This is a genomic window from Clostridium sp. CTA-7 (assembly GCF_054768095.1).
In genome coordinates this window covers 297343-313565 of record NZ_BAAAAV010000004.1, presented here as the reverse complement: position 1 = coordinate 313565, position 16223 = coordinate 297343, and the positions used below count along the sequence as shown (strand labels likewise).

The 16223-nt window shown below is 29.7% G+C and carries 18 protein-coding genes and 1 pseudogene; all 19 read left to right on the top strand.

What is annotated here, in order from left to right; genetic code table 11:
- Window positions 1-56: 56 nt before the first annotated feature.
- Window positions 57-560, top strand: a pseudogene (locus ACYUEX_RS10290) (flagellar hook-basal body complex protein); the annotation flags it as partial.
- Entirely contained in the window at window positions 543-2699 is a 2157-nt protein-coding gene (locus tag ACYUEX_RS10285) for a flagellar hook-basal body complex protein (RefSeq protein WP_460288195.1), read from the top strand. The pseudogene ACYUEX_RS10290 and the gene ACYUEX_RS10285, both read left to right, overlap by 18 nt.
- Before the next feature lie 135 nt (window positions 2700-2834).
- A complete protein-coding gene (locus ACYUEX_RS10280; protein ID WP_460287995.1) occupies window positions 2835-3026 on the top strand; it encodes a flagellar FlbD family protein in 192 nt (63 codons plus the stop codon).
- Between the two features lie 14 nt (window positions 3027-3040).
- On the top strand, window positions 3041-3847 hold the full coding sequence (locus ACYUEX_RS10275) for a motility protein A (RefSeq protein ID WP_460287994.1): 807 nt from the start codon (window positions 3041-3043) through the stop codon (window positions 3845-3847).
- Entirely contained in the window at window positions 3847-4596 is a 750-nt protein-coding gene (locus tag ACYUEX_RS10270) for an OmpA family protein (protein WP_460287993.1), read from the top strand. Before ACYUEX_RS10275 ends, ACYUEX_RS10270 begins: the two co-directional genes overlap by 1 nt.
- Window positions 4589-5035 (top strand): flagellar basal body-associated FliL family protein, encoded by a 447-nt coding sequence (locus ACYUEX_RS10265; RefSeq protein ID WP_460287992.1) that lies wholly within the window; start codon window positions 4589-4591, stop codon window positions 5033-5035. Before ACYUEX_RS10270 ends, ACYUEX_RS10265 begins: the two co-directional genes overlap by 8 nt.
- A 17-nt stretch (window positions 5036-5052) precedes the next feature.
- A complete protein-coding gene (locus tag ACYUEX_RS10260; protein ID WP_460287991.1) occupies window positions 5053-5412 on the top strand; it encodes a flagellar biosynthetic protein FliO in 360 nt (119 codons plus the stop codon).
- A gap of 13 nt (window positions 5413-5425) precedes the next feature.
- The gene (gene fliP, locus ACYUEX_RS10255) at window positions 5426-6199 is read left to right on the top strand and encodes a flagellar type III secretion system pore protein FliP (protein WP_460287990.1); all 774 of its coding nucleotides are present in this window, start codon (window positions 5426-5428) and stop codon (window positions 6197-6199) included.
- A gap of 10 nt (window positions 6200-6209) precedes the next feature.
- Window positions 6210-6479, top strand: a complete 270-nt coding sequence (gene fliQ, locus ACYUEX_RS10250; RefSeq protein ID WP_460287988.1) for a flagellar biosynthesis protein FliQ — start codon at window positions 6210-6212, stop codon at window positions 6477-6479.
- A gap of 14 nt (window positions 6480-6493) precedes the next feature.
- The gene (locus ACYUEX_RS10245) at window positions 6494-8341 is read left to right on the top strand and encodes a fused FliR family export protein/FlhB family type III secretion system protein (RefSeq protein WP_460287986.1); all 1848 of its coding nucleotides are present in this window, start codon (window positions 6494-6496) and stop codon (window positions 8339-8341) included.
- 14 nt (window positions 8342-8355) lie between these two features.
- A complete protein-coding gene (gene flhA, locus ACYUEX_RS10240; protein WP_460287984.1) occupies window positions 8356-10419 on the top strand; it encodes a flagellar biosynthesis protein FlhA in 2064 nt (687 codons plus the stop codon).
- The gene (flhF, locus tag ACYUEX_RS10235) at window positions 10419-11576 is read left to right on the top strand and encodes a flagellar biosynthesis protein FlhF (RefSeq protein ID WP_460287981.1); all 1158 of its coding nucleotides are present in this window, start codon (window positions 10419-10421) and stop codon (window positions 11574-11576) included. The genes flhA and flhF overlap by 1 nt, the downstream gene beginning before the upstream one ends.
- On the top strand, window positions 11570-12433 hold the full coding sequence (locus ACYUEX_RS10230; protein WP_460287978.1) for a MinD/ParA family protein: 864 nt from the start codon (window positions 11570-11572) through the stop codon (window positions 12431-12433). Before flhF ends, ACYUEX_RS10230 begins: the two co-directional genes overlap by 7 nt.
- Before the next feature lie 10 nt (window positions 12434-12443).
- Entirely contained in the window at window positions 12444-13085 is a 642-nt protein-coding gene (locus ACYUEX_RS10225; RefSeq protein ID WP_460287975.1) for a flagellar brake protein, read from the top strand.
- 14 nt (window positions 13086-13099) lie between these two features.
- Window positions 13100-13825 (top strand): FliA/WhiG family RNA polymerase sigma factor, encoded by a 726-nt coding sequence (locus ACYUEX_RS10220; protein WP_411170359.1) that lies wholly within the window; start codon window positions 13100-13102, stop codon window positions 13823-13825.
- A 110-nt stretch (window positions 13826-13935) separates the two neighbouring features.
- Complete coding sequence (locus ACYUEX_RS10215) at window positions 13936-14409, top strand: hypothetical protein (RefSeq protein WP_411170360.1); 474 nt, start codon at window positions 13936-13938, stop codon at window positions 14407-14409.
- 38 nt (window positions 14410-14447) lie between these two features.
- The gene (locus tag ACYUEX_RS10210; RefSeq protein ID WP_411170361.1) at window positions 14448-14612 is read left to right on the top strand and encodes a hypothetical protein; all 165 of its coding nucleotides are present in this window, start codon (window positions 14448-14450) and stop codon (window positions 14610-14612) included.
- On the top strand, window positions 14605-15387 hold the full coding sequence (locus ACYUEX_RS10205; protein WP_460287972.1) for a flagellar hook-basal body complex protein: 783 nt from the start codon (window positions 14605-14607) through the stop codon (window positions 15385-15387). Before ACYUEX_RS10210 ends, ACYUEX_RS10205 begins: the two co-directional genes overlap by 8 nt.
- Before the next feature lie 14 nt (window positions 15388-15401).
- Window positions 15402-16175, top strand: coding sequence for a flagellar hook-basal body complex protein (locus ACYUEX_RS10200; RefSeq protein WP_460287971.1), 774 nt, complete (start codon window positions 15402-15404; stop codon window positions 16173-16175).
- The last annotated feature ends 48 nt before the right edge of the window (window positions 16176-16223 follow it).

Below are 16223 nucleotides of genomic sequence, written 5' to 3'. Positions count from 1 at the left end.
CTTAATTCTTGCTGAATGACAGATGCAAGAAAATTTAAAGGGTTGGAGGTCAATTTATGTTAAGATCAATGTATTCCGGTATAAGTGGAATGAAGGTTAATCAAACTAAATTAGATGTTATAGGAAATAATATATCAAATGTAGGAACAACATCATTTAAATCATCTAGAGCAAGATTTAGTGATATGTTAAGTCAAAATGTAACAGATGCAATGGCGCCATCAAATAATCAGGGGGGAGTAAATGCTAGCCAAGTAGGACTTGGAGTTCAACTTGCAAGTATTGACTCAGTTATGACTCAAGGTATGATGCAACCAACTGGTAGAGCGTTAGATGTAGCTATAGATGGTGATGGATTCTTTATGGTAAGTAAAGGACCTGCAATTTATGATGGAAGATTAGAAGTAAATCATAGAGCAGGTGCACATAATATAACAGCGCAATCACTAGTTAATTCAGGTAGTGAAATAATGTACAGTAGAGATGGTTCATTTATATTAGATGAACAAGGAAACCTATTAACTGGAGATGGATTTAGAGTTATGGGTTATTCATTAACTAATGATGATAGCTCACAAGAAGCAACAGGAAAAGTTCCTAACCCAGTAAATACAGCTGGATTAGATTTCAGATTTGGACCAGGTTCACAATTAAATGGATATAAAGTTGTTTTAGGAGCTGTAGGGCCAGGAACTGTTACATCAGCAGATATTAACAAGGCTGAAAAATTAATTATAGTAAATGGAGATTTTTCATCATCAGGCGCTTTAACGCCAGCTCAAGTTGAATCTGCAATAAATAAAGGATTATCTTCAGCAGGTATATCTCAACAAGTATTTGTTGGAGGAAAGCCTATAAGTTTTGATGGATTAGGGTCAGATGCAGTTGTAGGAGGAACAGATGCATTACCACCGAAAGCTGTTACTATAGGTGGTTTCACTATACAACTTAATGAAGGTAGTGAATTAAATGGATATAGCTTTGAAATTGGAGAGATATCAAAAGATCCACTTCAAGTAAATGTAGAAAAAGGAAGAAAGAAAATAGTTATTAATGCTGATTTCTTAAATAAGTCATTTAATGGAGCGGATTTACAAGATGAGTTAAATAATCAACTTAAAGCTTCTGGAATCACTCAAGAAGCAAAGATAACAGGAACTCCAGCTACATTAGGAAATATAAAAGGTGCATCAGATGCCTCAGGTAAAGTAGATGCGCCAGCACAAATAGTAAATGCTAAGGATGGAAGTACTACTAACTTATCAGTTGGTGGATTCAGTTTTGCAGGACAAACTAATGGGGAACTTAATGACTACACTATTTCTATAGGAGAAAGTGCAATAGGAACACCTCTTACAGTAGTTGTTGAAAATGGAAATATAATAATAAATGGAGATTTTAATACAACGCCAGCTAAGTTTACTAGTGCAGAAGTACAAACAAAGTTAAATAGTGCATTGAAGGCAAATGGAGTCAGAACTCAATTAACTGTTACAGGAGCTATAAATTCAGCTGATATAACAAATAAGGTAAAGTTTGAAAATGGTGTAACAGCAACAGCACCTAAAGCTTTGAATATAGCTGGATTAAATGTAGACCTTCCTACAGGAACATTATTAAATAATTTAGAGTTTGAAATTACAGATATAAATGAACCAGGATTAACTGTAGATTATACTCCAGCTGCTGGAGGGAATCCTCCTAAATTAGTTATTAAAGGAGATTTCACTAAAAAAGTTGGAGCAAGAGATTTAGAAGATAAAATAAATGCAGCATTAGCAACAGCTAATCCAGTTAATTCACCAAAGGTTAAAGTATCTGGAACGTCTAAACCATATACAGGATTAACCTCTGATAATATTGAAGGTGGAGAAGTAGATAAAGCTCCAGGTAAAATTAGTGTTGGTGGAGTAGAAATACTTTTTGATTCAGGAGCAGCTTTGAATGGATATAAATTCCAAGTTGGAAAAATAACTCCAGGAACAAAGACAGAAGCAACTATAGATGAAAAGAATAAAACAATAACAATAGATGGAGATTTTGTAACAGCAAATGCCATTACAGCTAAGAATATACAAGATGCGTTAACTAGAGCTTTAGAAGGAAAAGGAATAGCTCAAGGAGTAACAGCCGCAGGAAAACCAATGGAAATTGGAGGAGTCACTTCAGAAGAAACAAATGGAGGAACTCCAATAGAAAGTATGAATGAAAATGGAACAATTAACTTTGTAGATGGAACAAAAAATCTTAAATCATATGATGGAGAATTAAAAACTCTTAAAATTCCAGATAAGGTAAGAATCCCAGGAACAGATACTGAACTTAGAGTTAAAACTTATACTATAGATAAAAATGGTATAATAAATGGAGTTCTTGAAGATGGTAGAGTAGCAGCACTTGGACAAATTGCAATGGCAAGCTTTAAAAACCCAGAAGGGCTAACTAAACTTGGAGGTAACCTTTATAGTGGATCAGTTAACTCAGGGGATGCTATTCTAAAAAGTGGTATAGGAACTTTAAATGATGATAATTCAAAGGGATATGGAGATAATCTTCAAGGTATGCTTGAAATGTCAAATGTAGATTTAGCAGAACAATTTACAGATATGATTGTTTCAAGTAGAGCTTTCCAAGCATCAGGAAAGATGATAACAACAGGAGATGAAATATTACAAGATATAATTAACTTAAAGAGATAGTTAAAGGGTAAAATCGCTAATGCTCAGTTAAGTTAAAAAACTAATTGAGCAAAGCGGTTTCAATATATAAAGAAAATTCATTTATATATTATAAAGTTACTAAAATGATTTTACTGAAATAAAGAGGGTGATTCTATGATTAAAGTAACAGCTATGAATAATAATGAGTTTGTTTTAAATGCAGACCATATAGAAAAAATAGAAGAAGTTCCTGAAACTTTAATAACATTAACTAATGGTAAAAAATATATTGTGCTTGAAAGTGTAGAAGAGGTAGTAGAAGAAGTACTTAGATATAAAAACAAGATTGTTACTTATAGGTTATAATGGGAGGCAATATTATGAAAAAGTCAGACGCGTTAACCTTAGTAGGGTTAATATTAGGCTCAATATTAATGCTTTACGGGATGCTTCTTGGAAGTAGTCTTAAGATTTTCTGGGATGTATCATCTGTAATAATAACTGTTGGAGGGTCTTTATCAGCTCTTTTAATAACATATTCATTAGAAGAGATGAAAAATATGGGAAAGCTTTTTATTCAAGCTTTCAAGGAAAATAAATCATCAGTAAAGGATATAATTTTACAATTTACAGATCTTTCTAAAAAAGCAAGAAGAGAAGGTTTATTATCTTTAGAAGATGATATATCTGAAATGGAGGATCCTTTTCTGAAAAAAGGATTACAGATGGTTGTAGATGGTATTGAGCCAGAAACAATAAGAGAAATATTAGAATTAGAAATTGGAGAAATGGAAAGTAGGCATGATAGGGGATCAGGTATATACTTAGCTTGGGGAGCTTATGCACCTGCATTTGGTATGCTTGGTACACTAATAGGATTAATACAAATGCTTGCAAATCTAACAGATGTAGCTAATATTGCATCTGGTATGGGAAAAGCTTTAATAACTACATTTTATGGATCACTTATAGCTAATCTTTTATGTAACCCTATTGCAACCAATTTAAAGCAAAAGAGTGCAAAAGAAGTTGGAGAAAGGGAAATGATGCTAGAAGGAATACTTGCAATACAATCAGGGGTAAACCCAAGAATAGTAGAAGAAAAGTTAATAACATACTTACCTCCTAAGGAAAAATTGGAATATTTAAATAACAGCGTTCAAAATGGAGAAGGAGTTGTTATTTAATGGCTAGAAAGAAGAAAAATAAAGGTGAAGGACTAAGAGGCGATGAGTGGTTAGCAACTTATGCAGATACTGTAACTCTATTACTTACATTCTTTGTATTACTATATTCAATGGCAACTGTTGACTCTCAAAAAACTAAGAGTATAGCTCAGGCTTTTAATTCAATGATGACTGGACAATCAGGAGATACTTTGATGGAGTATGACTTATACAATGGAGAAGTTCCATTAGTTGGAGGAGAAGAAACTGATAACATACCTCCTGAAATAGAGCTAACAGAACAACAAAAAATGTACAAGGATGTTAAAGAATTTGTAAATGAAAATAATTTAGCTTCTGTTGTAGATATAATTGATAGTGAAAGAGGAATAGTAATACAACTTAGAGACAATATACTATTTGAAACATCAAGTTCAGCTTTAAGAGAAGATAGTAAAGAAATACTTAATAAAATAAATTCACTTATTTCATCAGTAAACAATCCAATACTAGTGGAAGGACATACAGATAATAGACCAATAAATACTTCAAAGTTTCCATCGAATTGGGAGTTGTCTGCAGATAGAGCAGTAAACGTAGTTAGATATTTTACTGAAGTTATGGGACAAGACCCTACTAGATTTAGTGCAGCAGGATATGGTCAACATCATCCAGTAGCACCAAATAATACTTATGAAGATATGGCTAAAAATAGAAGAGTTGATATTTTGATTGTGACAACTGATAAGGAGGAAAAAAATAATGGCTGAAGAGAAGAATATTAAAAAGAAAAAAAGCAAATTAATTATGATTATTGCTATCATAGCAATTTTAGGTGGGGGAACATTTGGAGGAGTATATTACTTTATGAATAAAAATAATGCCTCAAGGCCAGTTGTTATGGAGGAAGCTTTTTTTGAAGTTGGAGAAGTATTTGTTAACTTAAGCGATGAAGGAACAAAAAGATATGTAAAGCTAAATCTTTCTATAAGTTATGATAAAAATAATAAAGAGTTAGAAAAAGAAGTAAAAGATAAAAAAGTTGTACTTAGAGATGTAGCTATATTTTATATAAAATCTTGTAAGGCTAAGGATTTTGAGCCAGCAAATGAAGCTGTTTTAAAAGGCGATATAATTGCTAGAATGAATCAAAAGTTAAAATCAGGAGTATTAAAAGATGTGTACATAAGTGACATTATAGTACAATAGAAGGAAGTAGATTAAATATGGATTTAATATTTAAGTTAATATTTGCATTAATAGTAGTATTTGGTCTTATGTATTTACTCTTTAAAATAGGTGGAAATAAATTTTACAATGCTAATGAAGGAAAGTATATAAAGGTTTTAGAAAGAACACAAATATCAAAAGAAACTTCAATATTAGTATTAAAAGTTGGAAAAAAAGGATATATAATGAGTTCATCTACTAATAAAACTGAAAAGTTAGATGAAATATCAGAAGAGGATATATTACTTATAGAAGAGGAGAAGAAAAGACAAAAAGAAGAAGTTAATCAGCAATATGAAGTAGCTATAAAAGGTTTAAAAAGTAAAATAAATAAACTTAGGAATAAATATAACTAAAAGGAAGATTTGTATGAGTAAAAAGAAAAAATATTTGTTTATGATGTTGATTGCATTAGCTTTAATATTTACCTTTGATAAAGCTGTAAGTGCTGAGCCTATAAATGTACCAGATGTCAACATTTCAGTAGGTGGTGAATCTACTTCTCCTCAAAATTATGTTGATAATATAAAATTATTAATAGTACTAACTATTTTAACATTGTTACCATCAATAATAATAATGATGACATCTTTTACAAGAATAATAGTAGTATTTTCATTTTTAAAAAATGCTTTAGGAGCACAACAATCAATTCCAAATCAAATACTTATTGGACTAGCATTATTTTTAACTATATTTATAATGCAACCAGTATATTCAGAGATAAATAACAATGCCTTTAAGCCCTTTATGGAAAATAAAATAAATCAAGAGGAAGCTATGGAGGCTGCAAGTAAGCCATTAAGGGAATTTATGCTTAATCAAACAAGGCAAAAGGATTTAGAGCTATTTGTTGAAACATCAAAATTAAACACAGAAGAAATAACAAAAGATAATGTACCATTGACTGTTGTTATACCAGCCTTTGCAATAAGTGAGCTTAAGACAGCCTTTCAAATAGGATTTTTATTATTCTTACCATTCTTAATAATAGATATGGTAGTTGCAAGTGTACTTATGTCAATGGGGATGTTTATGATTCCACCTGTAATGGTAGCCTTACCTTTTAAACTGTTATTATTTGTAATGGTAGATGGGTGGTACTTAATGGTGAAATCTTTAATCATGAGCTTTGGAGGATAGGTGATAGAATATGAGTGAAAATTTAATTATAGGAATTGTAAAAGATGCATTATATACAGCATTAAAGATAGCAGGTCCTATATTAATAGTATCAATTTTAATTGGATTAATAATAAGTATATTTCAAGCAACTACTCAAATTCAAGAACAAACTTTAACTTTTGTTCCAAAGCTTATGGGAGTAGCAGCTACAGGACTTATTTTATCAAGTTTTATGCTGCATACCATAGTAGCTTTTACAGAAAGAATATTTGAGCTTATTATTAAAATATCTACTTAGGGGGTAGGTGAAGTATGGTAGATACAACCTACTTTTTAGCTCTGTTTTTTATATTTTTAAGAGTTACATCTTTTTTTGTTATAACAAATGTATTTTTTCCAAATGGAACACCAAAAATATTAAAAGCTATGTTTTCACTAATTTTTTCCTTTGCCTTACTTGGAGGAATAGATTACTCAAATATAAATTCAATTACCAGTAATTATTATTTAATTATTTATATGATTTCAGAAGTTACCACTGGATTAGTGCTTGGATTGATTTCTAACATAGCCTTTGAGGTAGTACTTATGGCAGGAAGTTTAATAGATGTACATATAGGATTAAGTATGGTTAATACAATAGATCCAAATAGCAAAACAAGCACAACTATAAGTGGTAATTTACTTCATTATGTAGCATTAGTAATTTTCTTTATAGTAGACGGGCATCATATGCTTATTAAATCGCTTATTGAAAGTTTTATAATTTTACCAATGGGTAAAGGCATACTTTATCCAGATACAATGATGGTTCTTATAGAAGTAATAGCCAATTATTTTATAATAGGATTGAAAATTGCAATACCAATAGTATTGATAATAATATTGACAGACCTTTGTATGGGTCTTGTATCTAGGGCAGTACCTCAAATAAATGTAATGATACTTGGAATGCCAGTTAAAATGCTGGTAGGTATAATTGCTATATCAATATCATTACCTATTATAATAAAGCTATTTATTAGTAGCATAACATATTTGCCAGAGATATTTAGAAAGATAATGACAGCTTTTCCACTTGTATTTTTAATAGGAGCTGATGAAAAAACAGAAGAAGCTACTCCAAAGAAAAAAAGTGATGCAAGAAAAAAGGGACAAATTGCTAGAAGTAAAGATGTAGGACTAGCATTAACTATGATAGCTACAATATTAGTTATTATGATAGCAAGTGGATTTATTGTATCATCATTAAAGGGAAATATAATATATTTTCTTGGAGATATGTCCTCTATTGAGATAACAGAAAATAGTTTAAAGGGTATAAACACTCTTGTAGTAAGTAAAATAGCAATGGTTATAATTCCTGTTATTATGCCAATAATGATAGCTGGAGTTGCAGCAAGTTTAATGCAATCAGGATTTTTAATAGTAAAAGATGCTATTAAACCTTCATTTGGAAAGTTAAATCCTATTAATGGATTTAAAAATATGTTTTCTAAAAAAGCGTTAGTTGAATTAATAAAAAACTTGATATTAATAACTATAGTTATCTTTATAGCTTATTCATACATAAAAGATAATTTCAATAAAATAATGCAGATAGGAAATTTATATCTTCCTACTCTAGGAGTTGAAGTTAAGTCTTTAATATTAGGAATATTTATAAAAATATGTATACTGTTAGTGGCACTAGCTGCTATAGATTATTTTGTGCAATTTATGTTTCATAACAAAGAGCTTAAGATGACTAAGCAGGAAATTAAGGAAGAATATAAACAAATGGAGGGAGATCCTCAAATTAAATCAAAAATAAAACAAAAACAAAGAGAAATGTCTCAAAGAAGAATGATGGAATCAGTTGGAGATGCTACAGTAGTAATAACTAACCCTACTCACTTAGCTGTGGCAATTAAATATGAGGAAGGTAAAACGGAGGCACCTAAGGTTGTAGCTAAAGGGGCAGATACTATAGCGATGAAAATTAAAGAAAAGGCTATAGAGTCTAAGGTACCTATAATAGAAAACAAACCTTTAGCAAGAATGATTTATGATGCAGTAGAAATAGATAAAGAAATTCCTCAAGATATGTATCAAGCTGTAGCAGAAATTTTAGCTATGGTTTATAAGCTAGATAAGAAAAAAAGACGTACTAGACAATAAAGGATGGGATGAGGTTGCTTTTAGATAATAAAATAAATTTAAAGAAAAATACAGATGTATTGGTGGCCTTTGGTGTATTGGGTATTGTACTTATGATGATAATACCTCTTCCACCGTTGTTATTAGATATTTTACTAGCATTTAATATTACATTGTCAGCTGTAATTATAATGATTACAATGTTTACGACTAATGTATTACAATTATCTGTATTCCCAACATTACTACTTGTTACAACTCTTTTTAGATTAGGTCTTAATATTTCATCAACAAGACTTATCTTAACAGAAGGAGATGCAGGAAGTATAATACAAGCTTTTGGAGAGTTTGTTATAGGTGGAAATTATGTAGTTGGAATTATAATATTTTTAATTATAGTAATTGTACAATTTGTAGTAATTACTAATGGTGCTGGTAGAGTTTCAGAAGTGTCAGCAAGATTTACACTAGATGCTATGCCAGGTAAGCAAATGAGTATTGATGCAGATTTAAATGCAGGTGTTATAGATGAAACAACAGCTAGAAAAAGAAGACAAGATTTACAATCAGAAGCAGACTTTTATGGAGCAATGGACGGGGCATCTAAGTTCGTAAAAGGAGATGCAATAGCAGGAATAATAATAACTATAATTAATATAATTGCAGGTATTGTAATAGGAGTAATGCAAAAAAATATGTCTTTAGCCCAAGCAGGAGAGCTTTATACAAGATTAACTATAGGTGATGGACTAGTTAGCCAAGTGCCAGCATTATTAATTTCTACAGCATCAGGTATACTAGTAACAAGATCAGGATCATCTGATAATTTTGGTAAAACATTTACTAATCAGCTTACGACTTTCCCAGTTGCTTTAGGAATAGTTTCAGCTGTAATGTTTTTCTTGGCTTTAATTCCAGGAATGCCAATGCTTCCATTTTTATTAGCATCAGTAGCTAGTGGTGTAGCCTCATATCTTTTATTTAAAGAAGAGCAAAGAAATGAGGAAGCAGAATTAGCTAAGGTTGAAGAAGAATATACTGAAATGGAAAGAAAAGAGCCTGAAAATGTAATGTCTTTAATTTCTGTAGAACCTATGGAAGTTGAAATTGGTTATGGATTAATTCCATTAGCAGATGAATCAACAGGTGGAGATTTACTTCAAAGAATTGCATCTGTTAGAAGACAATGCGCAATAGAAATGGGAGTAGTTGTTCAACCTATAAGAATTAGAGATAATCTTCAGTTAAAAACTAATGAATATGTTATTAAAATTAGAGGAACTGTAATTGCATCTTCTGAGCTTATGGCAAATATGCTTCTTTGTATGGATCCATCAGGAGAGAATTCACAAATTGCAGGTATAAGAACTATTGAGCCAACTTTTAATTTACCAGCAGTTTGGATAAATAAAGATCAAAGAGAAGAAGCTGAAATAAAAGGTCTAACAGTGGTAGATCCAACAACTGTTATGGTTACACATTTAACTGAAACAATAAAGGCACATTCTTACGAATTACTTGGAAGACAAGAGGTTCAATTAATTGTTGATAATACAAAAGAAAAATATAGTACTGTTGTAGATGAACTTATACCAGATCTTATGACTATAGGTGAACTTCAAAAGGTATTACAAAATTTGTTAAGAGAAAAAGTTCCAATAAAGGATATGGTTACAATAATGGAATCCTTAGCTGATAATTCAAGACTTACAAAGGATTTAGAACTATTAACTGAATATGTTAGATTTTCTTTAGCTAGAACTATTTGCAATCAGATAATAGATGAAGATAGAAGTATAACTGTAGTTACTTTATCTCCACAAATAGAAGAGATAATAGCAGCTAATACACAAAAGTCAATGCAAGGTTCATTCCCAGCAGTAGATCCAGATACAACTACAAGAATACTTGACTGTATAAGGGATACTATGGATAGGGTTTATTTCTATAATAATCAACCAGTTATACTGGTTTCACCAAATATAAGACCAGTATTTAGGAAGCTTATAGAAATGGTATTTCCACATATAATGGTTATATCATTAAATGAGATTCCAAATGATGTAGAAATAAGAACTGAAGGAGTTGTATCATTATAATGGTAATAAAAAAGTACTTAGTTAAAAATATGAATGAAGCTTTAACTAGAATAAGATATGAACTAGGTAAGGATGCAATTATAATAAGTCAAAGAAAAGTAAAAGAACCAGGTGTTAAAGGATACTTTAAACCAAAACTAATTGAAGTCACAGCAGCTTTAGAAAATAATAAAATAGGTAAAAAGAATAATTTTACTCAAGAAAAAGAAACTGAAATAGATTTTAAAGAATCCTTAGATAGTATAAAAAAAATAATTGGTGAAAAAGATAAAAAAATAAATAAAGAAGAAGCTATCATTGTTGATAAGAATAATTATTTAAACAATAATGATAAGAATATGCAAAATGAAGTTAAAGAAATAAAAGAATTATTAAATAAAGTTATTAAAAATACTAATAAGGAAGAAGAAGAAAATGAAATAGAAGAATATCTAAAAAATATAGATATTGATGATGATTTGATAAAAGAATTATTAAGTAAAGATTATAATAATATAGAAGAGTTTAAAAAATATTTTACTATGTTATTAGATAAGGAAATTAATATTTGCCATGAAAATTTAAATGGTAAGGTAGTTTTAGTTGGGCCAACAGGAGTAGGAAAAACAACAACTATAGCAAAGCTTGCTGGAAGGTTAGCTTTAATAGAAAAGAAGAAGGTTGGATTAATAACTATAGATACCTATAGAATAGGAGCTGTAGAACAGCTAAAAACTTATGCTGAAATTATGAATATTCCATTTAAGGTAGTTATAACATTAAAAGAGATGGAAAATGCAGTTAAAGAGCTAGAGGATTGTGATGTAGTTTTAATAGATACAACAGGTAGAAGTAGTAAAAATACGATGCAAATATCTGAGCTTAGGGCTTTTACTCAAAAGGTTAATGCAGATCACATAATGTTAGTTATAAGTGGAACTACAAAAAATAGAGATATAATAACAATCTTAAATGGTTATAGTGAGCTTTGTTATGAAAAATTAGTAATAACAAAGTTAGATGAAACAAGCTCCTATGGAGGTATATATAATATAGTAAAAAGATCAAGAAAACCTATAGCATATATTACAACTGGACAAAATGTTCCCGATGACATAAAAATACCTTCTAATGATGAAATACAAAAGCTTATTCTAGGGGAGGAAACTATATGTTAGATCAAGCAGAAAGCTTAAGAAGACTAGCAAAAGGTGAACTCCTAGAAAGTTCTAAAAGAAAAGCAAGAATAATAACTATAACATCTGGCAAGGGTGGAGTTGGTAAAAGTAACTTTGTAGTAAATTTAGCAATTACATTAGTAAAATTAGGGAAAAAAGTTTTAATATTTGATGCAGATATAGGCATGGGAAATGATGATGTATTGATGGGGATATATCCTAAAAACAGTGTTTTAGATTTAATGAATGGAAAGCTAACAATAGAAGATATAATAGTTGATGGACCAGAAGGGGTAAAGCTTCTACCAGGAGGAAGTGGGCTTAATAATATAGAGGATCTTCAGCAAAATCAAAGGGACTTATTCCTAAAAAAAATTGAAATGTTAGAAGGCTTTGATTATATTTTTATAGATACAGGAGCGGGAATAAGTAGAAGTGTTTTAGCTTTTATTGCATGCTCAGATGATTTAATATTAGTAACAACTCCAGAACCGACTTCATTAACAGATGGATATAGCTTATTAAAGGCTGTGGATCACTTTAAAATAAAAAATAATGCTAATATAGTAGTAAATAAAGCTTTAGATAAAAAAGAGGGAGATCAAACTTTTTTTAAATTTAAAACAGCAGTAAATAGATTTTTATCCTTAGATGTCAATCATTTAGGTATTATATATGAAGATAGGAAGTTGATTATGGCTGTAAGGGAGCAAAATCCATTTGTAATAGGATATCCTAATTGTGATGCAGCTAAATGTATTAAAAATATAGCAGAGAAAATTATGGGAGAAAAAAAACAATCTGTAGGGATAGGAGCTCAAGGGTTATTTAAAAAATTCTTTAATATTTTTTCTTAGGGGGTTAATCATGGCAAAGTTAGAATTGGGTATAAATTTTAGAATTGATGTTCTATGGGAAGAGAATATGTATAAATCTACAATTCAAGATATAACGGATAACGAGGTCTTAATAACTATTCCAGTAACAGATGGAGTTTATTTAACCTTAAAAGATGGAGACGTAATAGAACAAATTTATTATGATAATAAGGGTAATCTTTTTGGATATAAAAGTAAAGTTATAGGAAGAACTACAGAAAAAAATATTCCTTTTTATAGATTAAGTAAACCTTATGATATAACAAGAATTCAAAGAAGGGATTATGTAAGGGTTAATGTTGTACAAGTAATTAACTATATAAGAGAAGAGGATTTAAAAGAAGAAATTAAAGGGGAAGAAAAATATGAACATGCTCTATTACTAGACTTAAGTGGTGGAGGTATGAGAATTAAAATAAAGGAAGAAATAAAGGCTGAAGATATTATAGTTGCAAACTTAATTTATGAAAATCAAAAAATAGTTGTAAGAGGCAAGGTAGTAAGAGCTGATAAGACAGATGATAAAAGGTATATATGTGGTATAAAATTTTATGATATAGATAATACAACTAGAGAAAAAATAATAAGAACTGTATTTACAATAATGAGAAAGCAAAGAGAACTTATTTAGAGGAGGTTATTAGTATGGAATGTCAAAGCCCTATAATTCATAAAGAGCAAGTAGTCGAAAAGTATATACCATTAGTTAAATATTTGGCTTCTAGAGTTATGCTTGGCAAAACTAAGTATTTAGAATACGAAGATTTAGTGAGTTATGGAATTGTTGGGCTTTTAGATGCAATTAGTAGATATGATTCAAGCAAGGGAATGAAGTTTTCATCCTATGCAACCTTAAGAATAAAAGGTGCAATGATTGATGAAATTAGAAAAAATAGACCTATATCAAAAGGTGCGATGGATAAGCTTGCTAAATATAATGAATCTGTAGAGAAGTTGCAAAATAGGTATATGAGAGAGCCAAGCTTACAAGAGATTGCAAAAGAATTAAATATATCAGTTCAAGAAGTTGCTCAAGTAGAAAATTATATAAATTATATGTCAGTAATGTCATTGGAATCTATAATTTATTCCGATGATGATGATGTTACAATTATGGAAACTTTAGAAGATAAAAATACTATTTCTCCAGAAGAATCATTGGAATATAAAGAAAAGATAGAAATACTATCAGAAGCAATAGAAAAATTAAAGGAGAAAGATAAGCTTATTTTAAACTTATATTATTATGAAAAATTAACCCTAAAAGAAATAGGACAAATCCTAGAGGTATCGGAATCTAGAGTTTGTCAATTACATAGTAGAGCAATAAGAAATTTAAGAGGAATAATGCAAAAAGTAAATTATATATAAGGTTTTAACTTTAGAAGTATATGTAAATATAATTAGTAAGGATTTAGTTTTATAAAAATATAAATGTATTAAGATTCTTAATTGAAACATATATAGAAGGGGAGGATAAAATGCTTCCTATATTAATAATACTAATAGGAATTATACTTATAATTTTAAATATTAAAGCTATAAAAAAAGAAGATAAATCTTTTGAAAAAATATTGAAAAGAGAAGAAGTAAATAATAATAGAGATTATGACTTGGAAATAATTTCGATAAGAAAAGATTTAGCAGAAACAATATTAGACTTACAAAAAGAAATAGAGGAATTAAAAATATCTATCAATGATATTAAGAATAGTACATTAATGGACGATAATAGAAGTAATATTGAAAACTATACAGAAGAAAGTTCAGATAAGAGTATAAATGAAGAGGTAATATCAGAAATAAATTTTTCGAATAAAGTTAACCTTGAAAATAATAAGCTAGAAAAAGTTAAAAAGCTTTTAGAAAATGGGTTAACTGATGATAAAATATGTGAAGAACTATCCATAGGCAAGGGGGAAGTATTATTAATAAAAAGTTTATTAAAAAACTAGGTATAATATTAGATTTCTTAACTGATAAAAAAATTCTTATGGGAATAGGGATAGGAATGGTATTAACTTCAATATTTATGTTTGGTTATAGTTACAATAAAGAAATTTCAAATAGCAAAATAGAAGAAAAGGCTAGAGGCCTTGGAATGCATTATGACAGTGAATGTAAAGTACTATTTAAAGGGGATGAGAATAATGATTAGAAGTCTATATACAGCTGTATCAGGGTTAATATCATTGGAAAATAGACAGGCTAATGTAACAAATAATATAACAAATGCAAATACAACTGGATTTAAAGGTGACAACTTATCAATAAAGAGTTTTGATGACGTGATGATTCAAAATAGAGATAAAATAGTTAATGGTAAAAATGTAACTCAAAGAATTGGAACCTTAAGTTTAGGATCAAAAATAGATAGCGTAGACACAGCTTTTACTCAAGGGATTATTAAAAGTACAGATAAGCCAACAGATTTTGCGATAGAGGGAAGAGGCTTTTTTGCTATACAAAGACAAACTAATAATGGAAATGAAGTTTTATATACAAGAGATGGAAACTTTAAAGTTGGAAATGATGGATACCTTATAAATAGCAATGGAGATAGAGTGCTTGGATCAAATAAAAATACAGGCGCACTAGAGCCAATATTTATAGGTGGAGATAAATTTGTTTTAGATAAAAATAACAACTTATATATAGGAAATAGAGCAACACATACATTAGCGACAGCTGATTTTGAAGATTATGGACAACTAAAAAAAGTAGGGGATAACTATTATAAGGGAGAGAACCCTATATACAATGCGCAGGTTTGGGTAACACAAGGAGCATTAGAAGGATCAAATATAAATATTTCAAATGAAATGGTAAATATGATAACTACTATGAGAAGTTTTGAAACTAATCAAAAAGTTGTTCAAACAATTGATGAAACTTTAGGTAAAGCTGCAAATGAAATCGGAGTAGTTAGATAGTAGGAGGAAAACTTATGCTAAGAACCTTATGGACTAGTAAATCAGGAATGAATGCAAATCAGGATAAATTAGATGCTATATCTAATAATTTAGCCAACTCAACTACTATGGGGTATAAGAAGATGGAAGTTGGGTTTAAAGATTTATTAACAGAATCTTTAGATAGAAATGGTGTTCCACTTAATGACAAAACTTCTGTTATAGGAACAGGTACAAGAACTTCAGAGTGGTTTAGAGATAACTCTCAAGGAATGCTTCAACAAACTTCAATAAGTACGGATTTATCTATAGATGGAAATGGATATTTTAAAATAATTTCACCAAATGGAGAAGAAGCATATACAAGAGATGGAGCTTTGGCAATAGACGCTAGAGGAAGACTAGTAGATAATAGGGGTAATAAACTAAATCTTAATTATCTAAATGGTTATTCAGAGAATAATGTTGTTTTTAATAAAAACAATTTTCTTGTAGATAAAAAGGGACAAGTTTACATAAAGGATAAAGGTAATTTTGTACAAGTTGCAGAAATTCCAGTATATACGGCAGTAGGAGATAGAGCATTTTTATCAATAGGAGATAACCTTTTTACTCCATCACCAGGAGTTCAGGTTCAAAGAACTGCAGATTTTGACATATATCAAGGGGCATTAGAGGGTTCAAATGTTGACGTAGCCACTGAATTTGCAGATATGATAGTAACACAAAGAGCATTTGAATTAAGCTCAAGAGGTGTTAGAACTGCAGATGAAATGTGGGGAATGCTTAATAATATGAGAGCAAAATAAAACAAAACTAATAATAGCTAATTAATAGTGAAGAATTAAGAGTTAAGT